Origin of the sequence: Moraxella bovis, assembly GCF_002014975.1 — a bacterium.
GTDB lineage: Bacteria > Pseudomonadota > Gammaproteobacteria > Pseudomonadales > Moraxellaceae > Moraxella > Moraxella bovis.
Window position 1 is genome coordinate 64,853 of record NZ_MUXV01000006.1, and the last position, 14,431, is coordinate 79,283.

The window sequence follows — 14,431 nt, forward strand, 5'->3', positions numbered from 1 at the left end:
ATCAGCCCCCTGCCACAGGTGGAATAAAGGCAATCGTATCGCCTGATGAGACCTTATCACCCCAACTGCCAAACTCATGATTGATGGCAACCGCCACTTTGTCTTGGGGCAAATCAAAGCCGTATTTGGCGGACAATTTGGCATAAATCGTCGCCAAATCACCACTATCAGTCTGCACAGTCTCGCTATCCTTACCTGCCTGCTCGGCAAGGCTGGCAAAGTACAGCACGGTAAGGCTTATCGTATCAAGCGTTTGATTGTTATCTGTCATAATCGGATTTTCCCCCTGTTTTTTGGATAAGATGAATATCAGTTATCATGATGTCATGGCTGATTGCCTTGGTCATGTCATAGATGGTAAGACACGCCACCGACACGGCAGTCAAGGCTTCCATTTCAACACCTGTCTTGTGGGTAACTTTGGCGGTCGCCCCCACCACGATGGCGCACTCATCATCAGCATAACGAAAGCTCATCTTGATGGTGTCAAGGGGCAAGGCGTGGCATAAGGGTATCAGCTCATGCGTTTTTTTGCCTGCCATAATCCCCGCGATGTGGGCGGTCTGAATGATACTGCCCTTTTTGGTCATGCCCTCTGTGTCTTTGATGTGGCGGTACACGTCAGGGGCGAACACCACCTTACCATGTGCACTCGCGGTGCGTGCGGTGGCGATTTTGTCGCCCACGTCCACCATGGTGATGTTGCCGTCTTTGTCTAAATGGGTAAGATTCATGATTGCTCTTTTTGTAAGTTGTTTTTAAAATACGACAATGCCAATTTAAATTCATCGGGCGTATTAAAATTGGCAAGATTTCGCCAATCTGTTGGCATGCGTGTTTGGTAAATGGCTTTATCCTTTAAAAATTTCATCACAGACCGCTCGCCCTTATCCAAATATATTTTTAATTCATCATATAAAGACAACGAATAACAGCCTAATAACGGATAATCTTTATCGCCCGAAGTGTCTTTTAAATATACCCCATGATGATTTTTTAAATTAGCCTTTTTTAATAAATTAAAAATCTCACCAACATCAATCAAATTATCACAGCTAATTACCATCAAAAATTTATCGGATAAATTATTGTCCGTTGTTTTATCTTGATTAACAAAATGAGTTTGACAATAATGAAAAGCCGATAAAAGACACGATAACGCCCCTGCATTTTTGATATAGTCATCAATGATAATAACAGATGAATTGATTGAATTGGTATTGTTTGAAAAACACTTATCCAAAAATCCTTTATCATTATCGCCAAGCAATATCGCCAGATTTAACATATTGGCATTATTGATGTGAAAATCAAGCAATGTCTGATGATTTGGCAAAGGTAATAATGCCTTGGGCGAACCCATGCGGCGAGAATTACCCCCTGTCAAAATCAATAGACCAATCACGCTCATGGCTTTGCCCATCGCTTAGCCGTGCGTGGGATTTTGACGCATAAGATGTGGCACAAAGTTACATGGGCGTGTGCGGTTATCAAGCTGTTCCAACAAAATGCCTTCCCAACCCGTACGGCACGCCCCTGTCGAACCCGGCAAGCAAAAAATCGCCGTGCTGTTCGCCATACCTGCCACCGCCCGAGATTGCAAGGTGGACATACCGATGTCATCTTTGGAGAGTAGGCGAAACATCTCGCCAAAGCCTGCCACTTCTTTGTCAAACAGCACCGACACCGCCTCTGGCATATTGTCCCGATGATAAAAGCCCGTACCGCCCGTGCTGATGACGGCATGAACATTGGGGTCAGCAATCCACGCACTCATCACGGCACGGATTTGGTAGATGTCATCTGTTGTGAGTTTGCGGTTGATGAGCGTATGCCCTGCTTTGACGATACTGTCTGCCAGATATTGCCCTGATGTGTCTTCGTCCAGCGTGCGGGTGTCGGAGACGGTCAGCACGGCGATGTTGAGCGGAATAAATGGCTTGTCCGCTTTTGGCGGAGCGATGTGGTTGGGGTTATTGCAAAGCTTGCACATAGGATTGGCCTTTTAAATTAAAATAAATAAAATATCAATGAGCTTTACGTTTGTCGTGGATTTTCTTTTTCCAGCTGATTTCTAGACAGTCAATACCAAGCCATTTATCCGCCGCCTGTGTCTCAATGCCAGATTTTTGGTTAATCAATGACCATAACGCTGTCAAATTAGCAAAAGGATAAGGGCGGTCAATAAGATAAACAGGCATGTCCGCATGAAGCACCCCAGTTCGCACCACCTGATAATACCACCCTGCAATGCCCTCTCGTGCCACGAAATAGGACACGCCTGCGTTGCCAAGCTTATCATTAATCTTATAGCAGGGGCGACGTGGCTGTATCAGACGCACCTGTACGCTGTCATCGCCCTCGCCAAACTGATAAATGTCGCCAATGCAGACATTATCCTCGCACATCGGCTCGCCTGCTGTCATCACGGTTAGGTTCTCGCCCAATGAACCGATGGGTGCGTTCAAATTAAATTCTTGATTGATGGCGTCATAGGTCGTGATGGGCATTTGGTGCAGGGCTTTTAGATGTCCGCCGTGAAATTTATGTTCTGCCTGCTCATCCTCGGACAGACCCAGCAGATTTACCGTCATGCTACCGTCAATCGCTATTTTGTTAATGGCACTCACGCCACGCACGAACGGCTCTACCTTGCCTGCTCGTACATCGGTTAATGTGCCGATAAGTCTGGGCAAATCATCTGCTTGTGTGATTGTCTCTGCGGTCATGATTGAACACCTTATGCATTAAAAGCCATATCATATCATAAGATATAACTAACCGCCCACCAGCGATAAATTATTCATAATACCGCTATGACTGTCTAAATAATGGTGTTCAGGTTTGATTGGCATTAAGCCTTCTAGTGCTGTCATTAGCCCTTTTTTATCTTGTGTTGCAAGATAAGGGCGAATGTCATAATTTTGAGAATCAAATAAGCACAAATGCACTTTGCCAAGACTGCTGACTCTTAAGCGATTGCAACTATCACAAAAGTTTTTGGCATACGGCTCAATAATGCCAATACTGCCTGCATAATCGGGGTGGATATATTCAATGGCAGGTCCATCGTCTTGGGCTTTAGGCTTGGGTTGCCAGCCATGTGTAACAAGGTAGTCTTTGATAAACTGGGCGGTTTGATTTTGAGCAAAAAACAAATCGGCATTATCACTGGTTTGCATAAATTCAATAAAGCGATAAGTAACAGGACGCTCTTTGACAAAATCAAGGGCGGATAATAAATTATCATAAGCGGTATCGTGCATTAAAATACCGTTCATTTTTAATTTAATGTCGGTCGTTTGTAATAATTCATCCACATCATTTAATAGCGTGGGCAATATGTCAAAGCCTGTGATTTTTTTGAATATGTCTTTATCAAAACTGTCAATACTAAGATTTAATTGATTCAGCCCAGCGTTTTGCCAAGATGATAGGTGTTTGGCAAGTTTGTAGCCGTTTGATGAGATGGCGATTTTGGCAATGCCATGCTGTTTGGCAAGGGCGATGATGTCCGCCAAATCACGACGAACGGACGGCTCTCCGCCTGTCAGACGTAATTTTTTTGTACCAAGACTGACAAAGCCGTCAAAAAGCGTGTCAATCTCGGCAAGTGTCAGCTCGTCATTAGCTCGTTTGCCTTGATAGCCGTTCGGCAAGCAGTAATCACAGCGAAAGTTACAAAAGTCAGTAACGGATAGGCGTAGGTAGGTCAGCTGTCTGTTAAATCCGTCCACAAGTGGGGTGGGGGTAAGCTGGGTGTGTGAGCCTTGCCCGCCCATGTCAGCAAAGGGGGCTTTGGCGTGGTAGGTGGGGACGGACGTTTTCATGGCTTCGTAAGGCGTTGCCTCGGTTGTGGGTATGGGCTAAGTGTAGCAAAACCGTGCGTCCGCCCCAATCGCCCAAAAGGCAAAGGGCATACTACTTTGGGGGTAGGGGTGGGGTGATGGGGTTTTTATTTGTATAGCCACAACATTTACTCATAAAACTACTTGAACATCAAACCAAATCGCTGTATGATTTAAAAATCCAAATCAAAGGCTAAATGATATGATGTCACTCTTAAGTTTATTCATTGGGGCATTGATTGCACTTTATTTATTATTTCCTATATTGGCAATACCTTTGATTATTTTGGCTGTGACTTTGTGTGCTTTTATTCAAGGGTTTTTGGAGTCGCTCATCGAATCTTTTTTAAAAATAATAAAAATAATATTTAGGGCGTGCCTACCATTGGTAACATTTTATTGAAATTTAAAAAACCTGATAAACTAAATCAAGGAAATAACCCCATAATATTGATATTATTCTTTATTCTTTGGCTGATTGGGGCGATTATTTTTGGTACGATATGTACATTTATTGGCGGTTATGTCCGCCCCCATGATGATACTGGCATATGGCTTGGTCTTGTGTTATCTGCAATTATTTATGTCGTGGCGACCATGATATGGTTATTGGGTTATGTGCACCCAACCAACTTGATATTACCACGGATTTGTAGGGGTGTGCTGAGTACACCCTTTGATGACATTACTGTGCAAAGCGTGCTCAGCACACCCCCACATCCACGTTTATTGAGTATATTTATTGACAAGACAGCCTAGTATTTTAAAAAAGGGTAAAATCAATTTACTCTTTTAAAAAAACAAACCTTATCAATAAAATCCCCACCCAAACGGCTCTATCGTTATCTCATCGCCTGCCAAATAGCCTTCACTGTCTTTGTTTGCCACGATAAGACAATTGGCAAGCGATAACTGCTTGATACGGTGCGAGTCTTGCACGCCCACCGCTTGCACCGCAAATTTGCCAAACTCATCTTGATGGTATATGCCACGCATGAACTCTTTACGCCCTGCCCTTTTTTTGATGTCGTGGCTCAAAGTTGCGCTTAGGGTCAATCGCTTGGGCAAGTCATCAGCACGCACCCCAGACAGTCGCCACAAGGCAGGAATGATAAACTGCAAACAGCCCACCACGCAGGACAAAGGATTACCCGGTAGCCCAAAATACAGCACCGTTTTGGGGCTGTCGGCATTGTCATAAAGCTCGCCAAAGACAAAAGGCTTGCCTGGTTTCATGGCGACTTTGTAATGGGTGATTTTGCCAAGTTTGTCAATGGCGTGCGTCAAAAAATCATAATCACCCACCGACACCCCTGCACTTGACACCACCACATCGCATTCATGCACCGCTTGCTCTATGGCGTGGCAGGTCTTGGAAAAGTCATCAGGGATAATGCCGTAGTCTTTGATGATAATGGGTAAGTCTTTTAGAAGTGCTTTTAGGGTGGGTGTGTTTGAGTTGTAGATATTGGCAAAGCTTGGCAGGCTCTCGCCCACAGCTACAAGCTCGTCCCCTGTCGCCAAAATCCCCACCACAAGCGGACGATACACCACCACATCTGCCACACCAAGATTGGCAAGCAGACTGATGTCGGCAGGGTTTAGGCGTTTGCCCACGGTCAGCACGCACTCGCCCGTGGTGACTTCTTCGCCTTGGTGTCTTATGTTGTTGCCTGTGTATGAGTCTTTGGCAAGGGTGATGGTGTAAGTGGTTGATTTGTCGATGCTATTTTTTATTTCGTCCCAATCGGTGTTTTCTTGCATGACCACATTGTCGCACCCATCTGGCACGACCGCCCCTGTAAAAATTCGCACCGCTTGCCCCACACCTATCGCCCCATGATAGGGCTTGCCTGCACACGACTCGCCAATGACGACAAACTGACTACCGCTTGCCAAATCCGACTCTGCCCCCAAGGCAAAACCATCCATGGCGGACAAGTTTTGGCGGGGAATGTCAAAGCCTGCCGTGATGTCCTGTGCCAGCACATGACCGATGGCGGACAATAAGGGCAAAGCTAGCGTATCCTGATGAGCCTTGGCGTGCGTGCTTGCCGTGGTGCTGATGGCGTGTTGTAAGTCTTCTACACTAATCATAATTCCTCCTTAGCCCCGATAAATGTTCTCTTGATTGACACTAATATCAATGCCCACGATGTCGGCATTTTGTTTTAGGATGTACAAATAATCAATCAGGGCATGATGAAATGCCTGCTGAGACAGTCTATTTCTAATCATGGGTAGGGCTTCATCAAAGCTCAACGCCTTACCGTTCATACGCTCCATCACATCCACAATATGCACCCCATAACGGCTCTCAATGGGGCTTGGGGCAAGTCCTTTGGGCAGGGCAAAGACCGCCTTTTCAAACTCAGGTACAGTTGCCCCTTTTTGCAAAATACCAAGCTCGCCCCCATCTGTCTTGGACGGACAGGCAGAGTGCTGCATGGCTTGGGTAATAAATTCGCCTGACGGATTGGGGCTATTTTTGATGGTATCAATCAGCTCATAGGCACGTTTTTTTAGCTCAATGCGTTCTTCGCTTTCTTCGGGCGGACAAGCAAAGAGAATATGGCGAACTTTCATGACAGGCGGTGCGGTAAACTCGCCCTGATTGGCGGTGTAATACTGCTCACAAAGGCTGTCGGTTGGCGTATTAGGGCGGACGTTTTTGGCGATGAGTTTTGAGATGGCGTTCTCATCATCGACTTGCCATTCGTTTTTTAATTCATCATCCGCCATGACCGCTTGGCGTAATAACTCACGAATGACCAACGCTTGGGCGGACAAAAACAACGCTTCGTCTTGGCTGTCGGCAGGGTGATACTGCACTTCTTCGCCAATGGCTTGCTCGCTGATAAGCACGCCATTAACCGTAATGGTAGGCACGCTTTGGCGAGATGAAGCGATAAGATTGCTGTGATTGGCGTTCTCTTCGCTGATGGCTCGCTGTATGAGTTCGGCGTCCGATGATAAGCGTTTTAGGTCGTCTGATGTGGGCATGACCCGAATGCCGTCATCAAAAAATTCAGGCTTGTGGTTATGATGATGGGCATGGCTATGGTTGTGGTTGTGAGAGCCACCACAACCGCACGAACCATCTGACTGCTTGGCGTGGGCTTGGCTTGGCTCGCTGATTTGCAATAGCTCAGGGCTGGTTTGGGGGTTTGAAGTGGGGGCGGGGTTATTCGGGGCTTTGGGGTTATAGGCTTGGACGGTCATAAGACACCTTTGGGATATTGGTTTTGGTGTATTATTCATGATATTTGTCAAGGATAAAATACTCCTTTTGGTTAAGTAGTTGGCAAGCATGGCACGCCATAGAACCCCGCTTGTTGCTTTTAAATACTAGGATATGCCTACCATTGACAACATTTTTATAAAACAAGATGAAAATTTGACAATGTCAATCAATTTTTGCATGAAAAATAGTCAAATCTTATGGCTCGAAGACCAAAGCTTGTTTGATAAAAAACTTGCAGCCTGCGTTTTTCCGTTGAAAAACGTGCGATTCCCCTGCTTTTTTAAAAAGGCATTTTCATTACAGATACCAAAGGCAGGCATGCCCTAACTTTTACACCATACAAAATGAAAAAGTACTACGGTTTTCGTTCGTGGTGAGCCATGCCTACCCATGACGGAAAACGACCCGCAGGCAAGCTTGTGGCGAAAGTTTTTTGTAGTAAAATTCAATTTTGTTGGCTGTATAATGCCGTGCCGTCATCGGTTTTATGATAATTACGGTTAAAATAAGTCAACGCCCCATCACTGTCGCCTTGACGAATGGCGATAATCTCACAAATGAACACACCATGCGTGCCAACTTCTTTAATCTCGCTAATCTTGCAATCAAAGCTAATCAAGGCATCAGACAGCATTGGCGAGCCTGTGGCAAGTCTCTCCCAAGTGCCGTGTTCAAAACGTTCATCAGAATTTAGCGGTGATGCGAACGTATTAGATAGATGCGATTGCTCAGCGGTCAAGGTATTGACCATAAGCACGCCATTTTTGACAAAATTGTCATAAAATCCGATGTTTGTATTCATACACACAAGCAAAGTCGGGGGCGTGTCGGTCACGCTACATACTGCCGATGCCGTAAAACCATGTTGCCCTGCCACACCGTCTGTCGTTATCACATGAACAGCGGTGGTGAGTTTTGCCATTGCGTCTTTAAAATCTGTTACTGATACCATTGTTATTTTCTTAAATTATTTTATAAATATAAATGTTGGATTTTCATACAGAAAACCCAACATTCATTCGATTTGGCTGATTATTTACCTGCCAACTCGTTACGGATAATTTTCGCCCCTTCGCTAAGAGCGTGCAACTTACCACGAGCAACCGTACGAGATAGTGGAGCCATACCGCAGTTGGTGCTTGGGTAGAGTTTATCCGCATCCACAAATTGCAAGGCTTTACGCAAAGTATCCGCCACTTGCTCAGGTGTTTCAATCTCATTGGTCGCTACGTCAATCGCCCCGACCATGACCGTTTTGCCACGAATCAGCTCAATCAAATCCATTGGCACACGAGAATTTTGGCATTCTAGTGAGATGATGTCAATTTTGGATTGTTGCAGTTTTGGGAAACTCTCTTCGTATTGTCGCCATTCGTTGCCAAGCGTTTGCTTCCAATCGGTGTTCGCCTTAATGCCATAGCCGTAGCAGATATGTACCGCTGTTTGGCATTTTAGCCCGGAGGTGGCACGCTCCAAAGTTGCCACGCCCCAATCGTTTAGCTCATCAAAAAACACATTAAACGCAGGCTCATCAAACTGAATAATATCCACGCCTGCCGCTTCTAGCTCTTTTGCTTCTTCATTTAGGATTTTGGCAAATTCCCACGCGAGCTTCTCACGGCTCTTGTAATGCCCGTCATACAAGGTATCAATCATCGTCATCGGGCCAGGCAACGCCCATTTGATGAGCTTGTCGGTATGCTGACGCAAAAATTTGGCATCGTCCACAAACACCGATTCTGGGCGAGACACATCGCCTACCACGCTAGGCACACTAGCATCGTAGCGGTTACGAATGCGGACGGTTTCACGCTTGTTAAAATCCACACCGTCCAAATGCTCAATAAACGTTGTTACAAAGTGCTGACGAGTCTGCTCACCGTCGCTGACAATGTCAATGCCCGCTCTGGACTGCTCGGCAAGCGATATCAAAAGGGCGTCTTGCTTGGCTTGGCGTAGCTCATCGCCTTCAAATTTCCATTCTGACCACAGTTTTTCGGGTTCGGCAAGCCAAGATGGTTTTGGCAGACTGCCTGCGGTGGAAGTGGGAAGTAAAATTTTGCTCATTGTGTTTTCCTAAATTAAAATTTGCATTATACCAAAAAAATTCAAATCAACCGACAATTAAATCGGTTGATTGAAATTCATCTTTTATTTTTCGGCAAGCCAAGCGTCCAAAATCTCTTTATACGGCTTAATAAATTGCTCTTCGGCAAGTTTGCCTTGTTTTACCGCCAAATCGTTACGCTCCACACGGTCATAATCCACTTTCGGCACGGCATAGTCTTCATAAGTTAGACTGCCCTTGTACACTTGCCCCGCCACCGAATTGGCACTATAAATCTCTGGGCGATAGATACGCTGGAACGCTTCCATGGTCGCAATGGTGCTGATGAGCTCTAAGTTAGTGTAATCGTTCAACAAATCAGCATTTTCATCAAAATAAAACGCATACGGAGCAACCGATTTTGGTGGCATAAAGTAACGCACTTTTAAGCCCATTTTGGCAAAATATTCATCGGTCAATGAATAGTCGTTTTGTACATATTCCACGCCCAAAATCGGGTGCGTATTGGTCGTTCTGTGGTAGGTGCGAGTGGTCGCAACACTAAGGCACAGTACAGGCGGTTTTTTGGATTGGGCTTTGTACTCTTCGGACGCAACCATAAATTTGAACAATTTGCCATGCAAATCGCCATAGCCTTCTGGTACGCTAAATTCAGCCTTGTCTTTGTTGTACTCACGAAGTAGCACGCTAAAATCATAATCACGGACAAACGATGAAAAGCTGTTGCCGATGATGCCATCAATGGTTTTGCCTGTTTTGTGGTCAAGTACAGACGTTTTTAGCCACTCCAATCCTGAGAAAAATTCGCCCTTGCCTGACACGTCAATGTCAATGGACACAATGTCAATCAGCACCGAATAGCGGTCGTTGGTTGGGTTGTCCCAAGTCGCCAAATCGTTAAAACGGTTGTCAATCATTCTAATGGCGTTTTGTAGGTTTTGTTTGCGGTTTTCGCCACGAGCTAGGTTAGCAAAGTTGGTGGTCAAACGAGTGCTACTGGCTGGCTCATAGTTTTCATCAAAACGCTGGGCATGCACTCGGCATTGAAATTGTGTGGTCATTTTTTCACCTTACGGGGTTGTTTTTGGAATGTGTATATTAAACCACATTTTTGTGATAAAGAAAAATGATATATTTTTATAAAAAGTTGAAAAAAATTCAGGTTTGAGATTTTTGTGGTTTTGGGCGTTTGTTTTTGAGTGGATTTGTGGGGGTAAATTGCAATTTGGTTGGTGATAAGGTATGATTTTTGGGTGTTGTGTTTGTTCCCATAAAACCGCATTAAATTTCTTATTGGTGGCAGGGTGCGTAATACGCACCAATAAGATTTTTTTATTCAAAAGGTGCGTGGGACGTACCCTATGAAGCTAATTCAACGCACGTTTTAATTTTATGTAAATATTTTTACAATTTTATGCACATTTTTTTGCAATTTTCACTGACCTTATGCACAAATAAGGGTAAGATATAACCATGGACAGGGTAGCGTAAGCGTAATTCCTAGTCGGCAAAAGCTCCAAAGAAATTTGGGGCTTTTGTTTTAGGGATAAATTCTTAATCCCAAATCTTCATAATTATGCCCTGTATTGCTTGCTCCATGCTTACAATAAAATTTATGTTTAATAATATCAAAGGCTCGGTTAATCTGAGCAGGTCTTAATACATGGTTACCAATGGGTCGTGCGATTAAATCCGCCAGTTGCATACCCGATGAATTGGCATATTTTGATGCCAAAATCAGTTGAAATGGATAGCATTTATCTTGGCAAACACGCTCAAATTCAGCTTTTAATAATTCATCTTCATTCAATCCACGTTGCTCAAATACCACAAAAGTTTGGTTATCTTGCTGTCTTTTTTCACCCAAAAAATCATTCAAGCGTTCAAGCCCCATTGACATTGCCAAATGATAAGGATTGTCCGCAATATCGACTTTGGGCAGTTCATCTTTGCGAATAACGCAAGCGATGACAACAAATTTATTATTTTTCATCAATTCACTAATATCATTTAAACATGTCATGCCCAAAATAATTAAATTTTAGGTTTTGAATCTCTTTAACAGTATGATTGTTATAATATCTTTTATTAAAAATACAAAATACCAAAACAAAAATAGGGTATTTTGAATTGATGTTATCCAAATTATGGTCGCCACTTTCATCCACATAAACAATACAATCACTAAAATTCATGTCATCTCTTAATGGTTTGCTATTTTGTCGTCATTATAAAAACAAAATATCAAAAATACCATCTTGTTTTTTTCTAAAAAAATAAGATGGTGGGTTAAGTCAAAAAACTAATGCCCTCAAACAAAAAAGGCGGACATCAATCCGCCTTTTTTATCATTCGCCATCTTGGCTCGTTTCTATCATCTCGCCATGTTCGCTGTCGCTGTCATCATCGCTTGGCTCTTCATGTTCCACACAGGCAAGCCCCACCAGCGTTTCGCTCTCGCTAATGCGAATGAGCTTGACCCCTTGGGCGTTACGTCCTGCGGTTGCGATTTGGGCGACAGGTGTGCGGACAAGCGTGCCTTTATCGGAGATTAAAATCACGTCTTCGTCGCCTGTTACCGCCACCGCTTTGACAAGCTGGCCGTTACGCTCTGATGTCTTAATGGCAATCACGCCTTGACCGCCACGCCCTTTGGTCGGATAGTCGTCAATCGGAGTGCGTTTGCCGTAGCCGTTTTCGCACGCTGTCAAAATCTCGCCTGCCTGTGGGGCAACCACGAGCGACACCACGCGACTGACCGACACCACGCTGTCATTATCACTATCATCGGTATCGTCATCGGTCGGCTCATCATCGTCCAAGCCGAGACTGGCGAGCAGATTGACACGGATACCACGCACGCCCTTGGCAGTACGTCCCATCGCACGAATGGCGGATTCTTTAAAGCGAATGGCTTTGCCTTCGTTGGAGAACAGCATAATATCCTGCTCACCGTCCGTAATCGCCACGCCAATCAAGGTATCGCCATCCACAAGGTCAATGGCTCTTAGTCCGTTGGCACGCAAATTGGCAAATTGCGACAACGCCACACGCTTGACCGTACCGCTTGCCGTGGCAAAAAACACAAATTTACCTTCATCGGCTAGGCTCTCCACAGGCAAAATGGCGGTTACGCTCTCGCTTGGGTCAATGTTGATAAGATTGACAAGCGGTCTGCCCTTTGAGCCACGAGAGGCAATCGGCACTTCAAAGCCACGCAAGCCAAACACTCGCCCTGTGTTGGTAAAGCATAAAATATGGGCATGCGTACTGGTAACTAATAAATGCTCAATCACGTCATCTTCTTTCATGGCGGTCGCTGATTTGCCTTTTCCGCCACGTTTTTGGGCTTGGTAGTCGCTCACGGCTTGGGTTTTGGCATAGCCTGTATGCGACACGGTCATGACCACCGTCTGCTCTGGGATTAAATCTTCACGGCTAAAATCGGCTCGTGCGTCCACAATATTGGTCTTACGCTCATCGCCAAAATCATCACGAATCTGGATAAGCTCCGCCTTAATCACGCCCATGAGCTTATCAAAATCCGCCAAAATCATCTGTAAGCGTGCAATCTCGCCCAAAATCTCTTGGTATTCTTTGGACAATTTGTCCTGCTCCAAACCTGTCAAGCGATGCAACTGCATATCCAAAATGGCATTTACTTGGTCGGGCGATAGACGGTATTCTTTGTCATCATTGATAAGCCCAAACGGGGTGTTTAAATCCTCGCCCTCTATAATGTCGGGGCGAATAGACGTTGCCCCTGCATTTTTTAGCATGGCAACCACATTGCCCGCCTGCCAGATACGCTCAAGCAGGTTCTCACGAGCCTCGGCACGGTTGGCGGACTTTTTGATGGTCTCAATGATGTCATCAATGTTGGTAAGGGCAATCGTCAAGCCCTCAAGTAGATGTCCACGAGCTTTGGCTTTATTCAGCTCAAAAATGGTACGGCGTGTAACGACTTCTTGGCGATGACGGATAAAGCTGGCAATCAAGTCATGCAAGGTCATAAGACGTGGCTGTCCGTTGTCAAGGGCAACCATGTTAATGCTAAAACTGGACTCTAAGGGTGTCTGCAAAAATAGATTATTCACCACAACTTCGGCATTTTCGCCACGTCTTAGGTCAATGGCAATTCGCATACCCTCTTTGTCGGACTCATCACGCACGCCTGTGATGCTGTCTAATTTTTTGTCATTGACAAGTTGGGCGATTTGCTCAATGAGTTTGGCTTTATTGACTTGATAAGGAATCTCAGTAAAGACAATGCGTTCACGGTCTTTGCTTGCCCCTTCCATATTCTCAATGACATAACGCCCACGAATGTGCAGTCGCCCTTTGCCTGTGCGATAAGCGTCAAAAATACCGCTTCGCCCATAGATGATACCGCCTGTGGGGAAATCAGGTCCGCTGATGTGGCTAGCTAGCTCATCGCCATCAATCTGCGGGTTATCGGCATAGGCAAGACAAGCGTTCACCACTTCGGTTAGGTTATGCGGTGCCATGTTGGTCGCCATGCCGACTGCAATGCCCGTTGCTCCATTGACAAGCAGGTTTGGCACACGAGCAGGTAGCACAGACGGCATTTTTTCGGAGCCGTCATAGTTGTCCTCCCAGTCCACCGTGTCTTTGTCAAGGTCGGCAAGCATTTGGTGCGTGAGTTTTTGCATACGCACTTCGGTATAACGCATGGCGGCAGGCGGGTCGCCGTCCACCGAACCGAAGTTACCCTGTCCGTCCACCATCATATACCGCATAGAAAACGGCTGGGCAAGACGCACAATGGCATCATACACGGCAGTGTCGCCGTGGGGGTGATATTTACCGATAACATCGCCCACGACACGGGCAGATTTTTTGTAGGGTTTGTTATAATCGTTGGACAGCTCGTGCATGGCGTACATCACACGGCGGTGAACAGGCTTTAAGCCATCTCGCACATCAGGTAAGGCACGAGAGACGATGACGCTCATCGCATAGTCAAGGTAGGACTGCTTTAATTCATCAACAATCCCAACGGGGGTTACGCTATCGGTCATAATTTTTCCAAGTAACACACATAAAGGCGACATTATAGCACAAAATGGCAAAAATGGCGAATTTTACGCCATAAAATCTGGGCTTTTTATTTGAAAAAATAATTAAAAATCAATATGTTAAAACTTTATGGTTTGGTGGTTTTTTAGAATTTTTAAAAACCTAACAATACACTTGAATAAATCGCAAAAATTTGCTAATATATCGACTTTATTGTGTTAGGCAACGTGT

At 45.0% G+C, this 14,431-nt stretch carries 15 protein-coding genes; 1 reads left to right on the forward strand and 14 read right to left on the reverse strand.

All coding sequences use genetic code 11. The features are described from left to right. Position 1 precedes the first annotated feature (1 nt). From B0182_RS01660 to moaA, 6 genes are read right to left on the reverse strand one after another with little or no spacing between them, the layout of a single operon-like run. A complete protein-coding gene (locus B0182_RS01660) occupies positions 2-271 on the reverse strand; it encodes a MoaD/ThiS family protein (RefSeq protein ID WP_078273276.1) in 270 nt (89 codons plus the stop codon). After that, entirely contained in the window at positions 261-734 is a 474-nt protein-coding gene (gene moaC / locus B0182_RS01665) for a cyclic pyranopterin monophosphate synthase MoaC (protein WP_078273277.1), read from the reverse strand. Before moaC ends, B0182_RS01660 begins: the two co-directional genes overlap by 11 nt. Continuing rightward, positions 731-1,411: a molybdenum cofactor guanylyltransferase gene (gene mobA, locus B0182_RS01670; RefSeq protein WP_078273317.1), complete on the reverse strand. Its 681-nt coding sequence runs from the start codon at positions 1,409-1,411 to the stop codon at positions 731-733. The genes moaC and mobA overlap by 4 nt, the downstream gene beginning before the upstream one ends. A gap of 15 nt (positions 1,412-1,426) precedes the next feature. Further along, positions 1,427-1,993, reverse strand: coding sequence for a molybdenum cofactor biosynthesis protein B (gene moaB / locus B0182_RS01675; RefSeq protein ID WP_078273278.1), 567 nt, complete (start codon positions 1,991-1,993; stop codon positions 1,427-1,429). Positions 1,994-2,027: 34 nt separating this feature from the next. Further along, positions 2,028-2,729, reverse strand: a complete 702-nt coding sequence (locus tag B0182_RS01680) for an MOSC domain-containing protein (RefSeq protein ID WP_078273279.1) — start codon at positions 2,727-2,729, stop codon at positions 2,028-2,030. A 48-nt stretch (positions 2,730-2,777) separates the two neighbouring features. After that, positions 2,778-3,782 carry a GTP 3',8-cyclase MoaA gene (gene moaA, locus B0182_RS01685; RefSeq protein ID WP_228157841.1) on the reverse strand — a complete coding sequence of 335 codons (1,005 nt, stop codon included), beginning with the start codon at positions 3,780-3,782 and terminating at the stop codon, positions 2,778-2,780. A gap of 516 nt (positions 3,783-4,298) precedes the next feature. On the opposite strand from moaA, the gene B0182_RS01695 reads away from it, so the two are divergent. After that, positions 4,299-4,607 (forward strand): hypothetical protein, encoded by a 309-nt coding sequence (locus B0182_RS01695; protein ID WP_158079592.1) that lies wholly within the window; start codon positions 4,299-4,301, stop codon positions 4,605-4,607. Positions 4,608-4,658: 51 nt separating this feature from the next. Here the strand turns inward: B0182_RS01695 and B0182_RS01700 are convergent, their stop codons facing one another. The 8 genes from B0182_RS01700 to gyrA form a co-directional block, all read right to left on the reverse strand. Further along, on the reverse strand, positions 4,659-5,945 hold the full coding sequence (locus B0182_RS01700; protein ID WP_078273283.1) for a molybdopterin molybdotransferase MoeA: 1,287 nt from the start codon (positions 5,943-5,945) through the stop codon (positions 4,659-4,661). A 9-nt stretch (positions 5,946-5,954) separates the two neighbouring features. Next, positions 5,955-7,070, reverse strand: a complete 1,116-nt coding sequence (locus B0182_RS01705; protein ID WP_078273284.1) for a peptidylprolyl isomerase — start codon at positions 7,068-7,070, stop codon at positions 5,955-5,957. 467 nt (positions 7,071-7,537) lie between these two features. After that, positions 7,538-8,044 (reverse strand): flavin reductase, encoded by a 507-nt coding sequence (locus B0182_RS01715; protein WP_078273286.1) that lies wholly within the window; start codon positions 8,042-8,044, stop codon positions 7,538-7,540. Between the two features lie 80 nt (positions 8,045-8,124). Further along, a complete protein-coding gene (locus B0182_RS01720; RefSeq protein WP_078273287.1) occupies positions 8,125-9,159 on the reverse strand; it encodes a methionine synthase in 1,035 nt (344 codons plus the stop codon). Positions 9,160-9,243: 84 nt separating this feature from the next. Beyond that, positions 9,244-10,221 carry a DUF1852 domain-containing protein gene (locus B0182_RS01725; protein WP_078273288.1) on the reverse strand — a complete coding sequence of 326 codons (978 nt, stop codon included), beginning with the start codon at positions 10,219-10,221 and terminating at the stop codon, positions 9,244-9,246. Positions 10,222-10,700: 479 nt separating this feature from the next. Next, entirely contained in the window at positions 10,701-11,153 is a 453-nt protein-coding gene (locus B0182_RS01735) for a DUF3800 domain-containing protein (protein ID WP_264676269.1), read from the reverse strand. 13 nt (positions 11,154-11,166) lie between these two features. Continuing rightward, on the reverse strand, positions 11,167-11,355 hold the full coding sequence (locus B0182_RS15070; protein ID WP_264676268.1) for a DUF3800 domain-containing protein: 189 nt from the start codon (positions 11,353-11,355) through the stop codon (positions 11,167-11,169). A gap of 153 nt (positions 11,356-11,508) precedes the next feature. Then, a complete protein-coding gene (gyrA, locus tag B0182_RS01740) occupies positions 11,509-14,202 on the reverse strand; it encodes a DNA gyrase subunit A (RefSeq protein ID WP_078273290.1) in 2,694 nt (897 codons plus the stop codon). Positions 14,203-14,431: the final 229 nt, after the last annotated feature.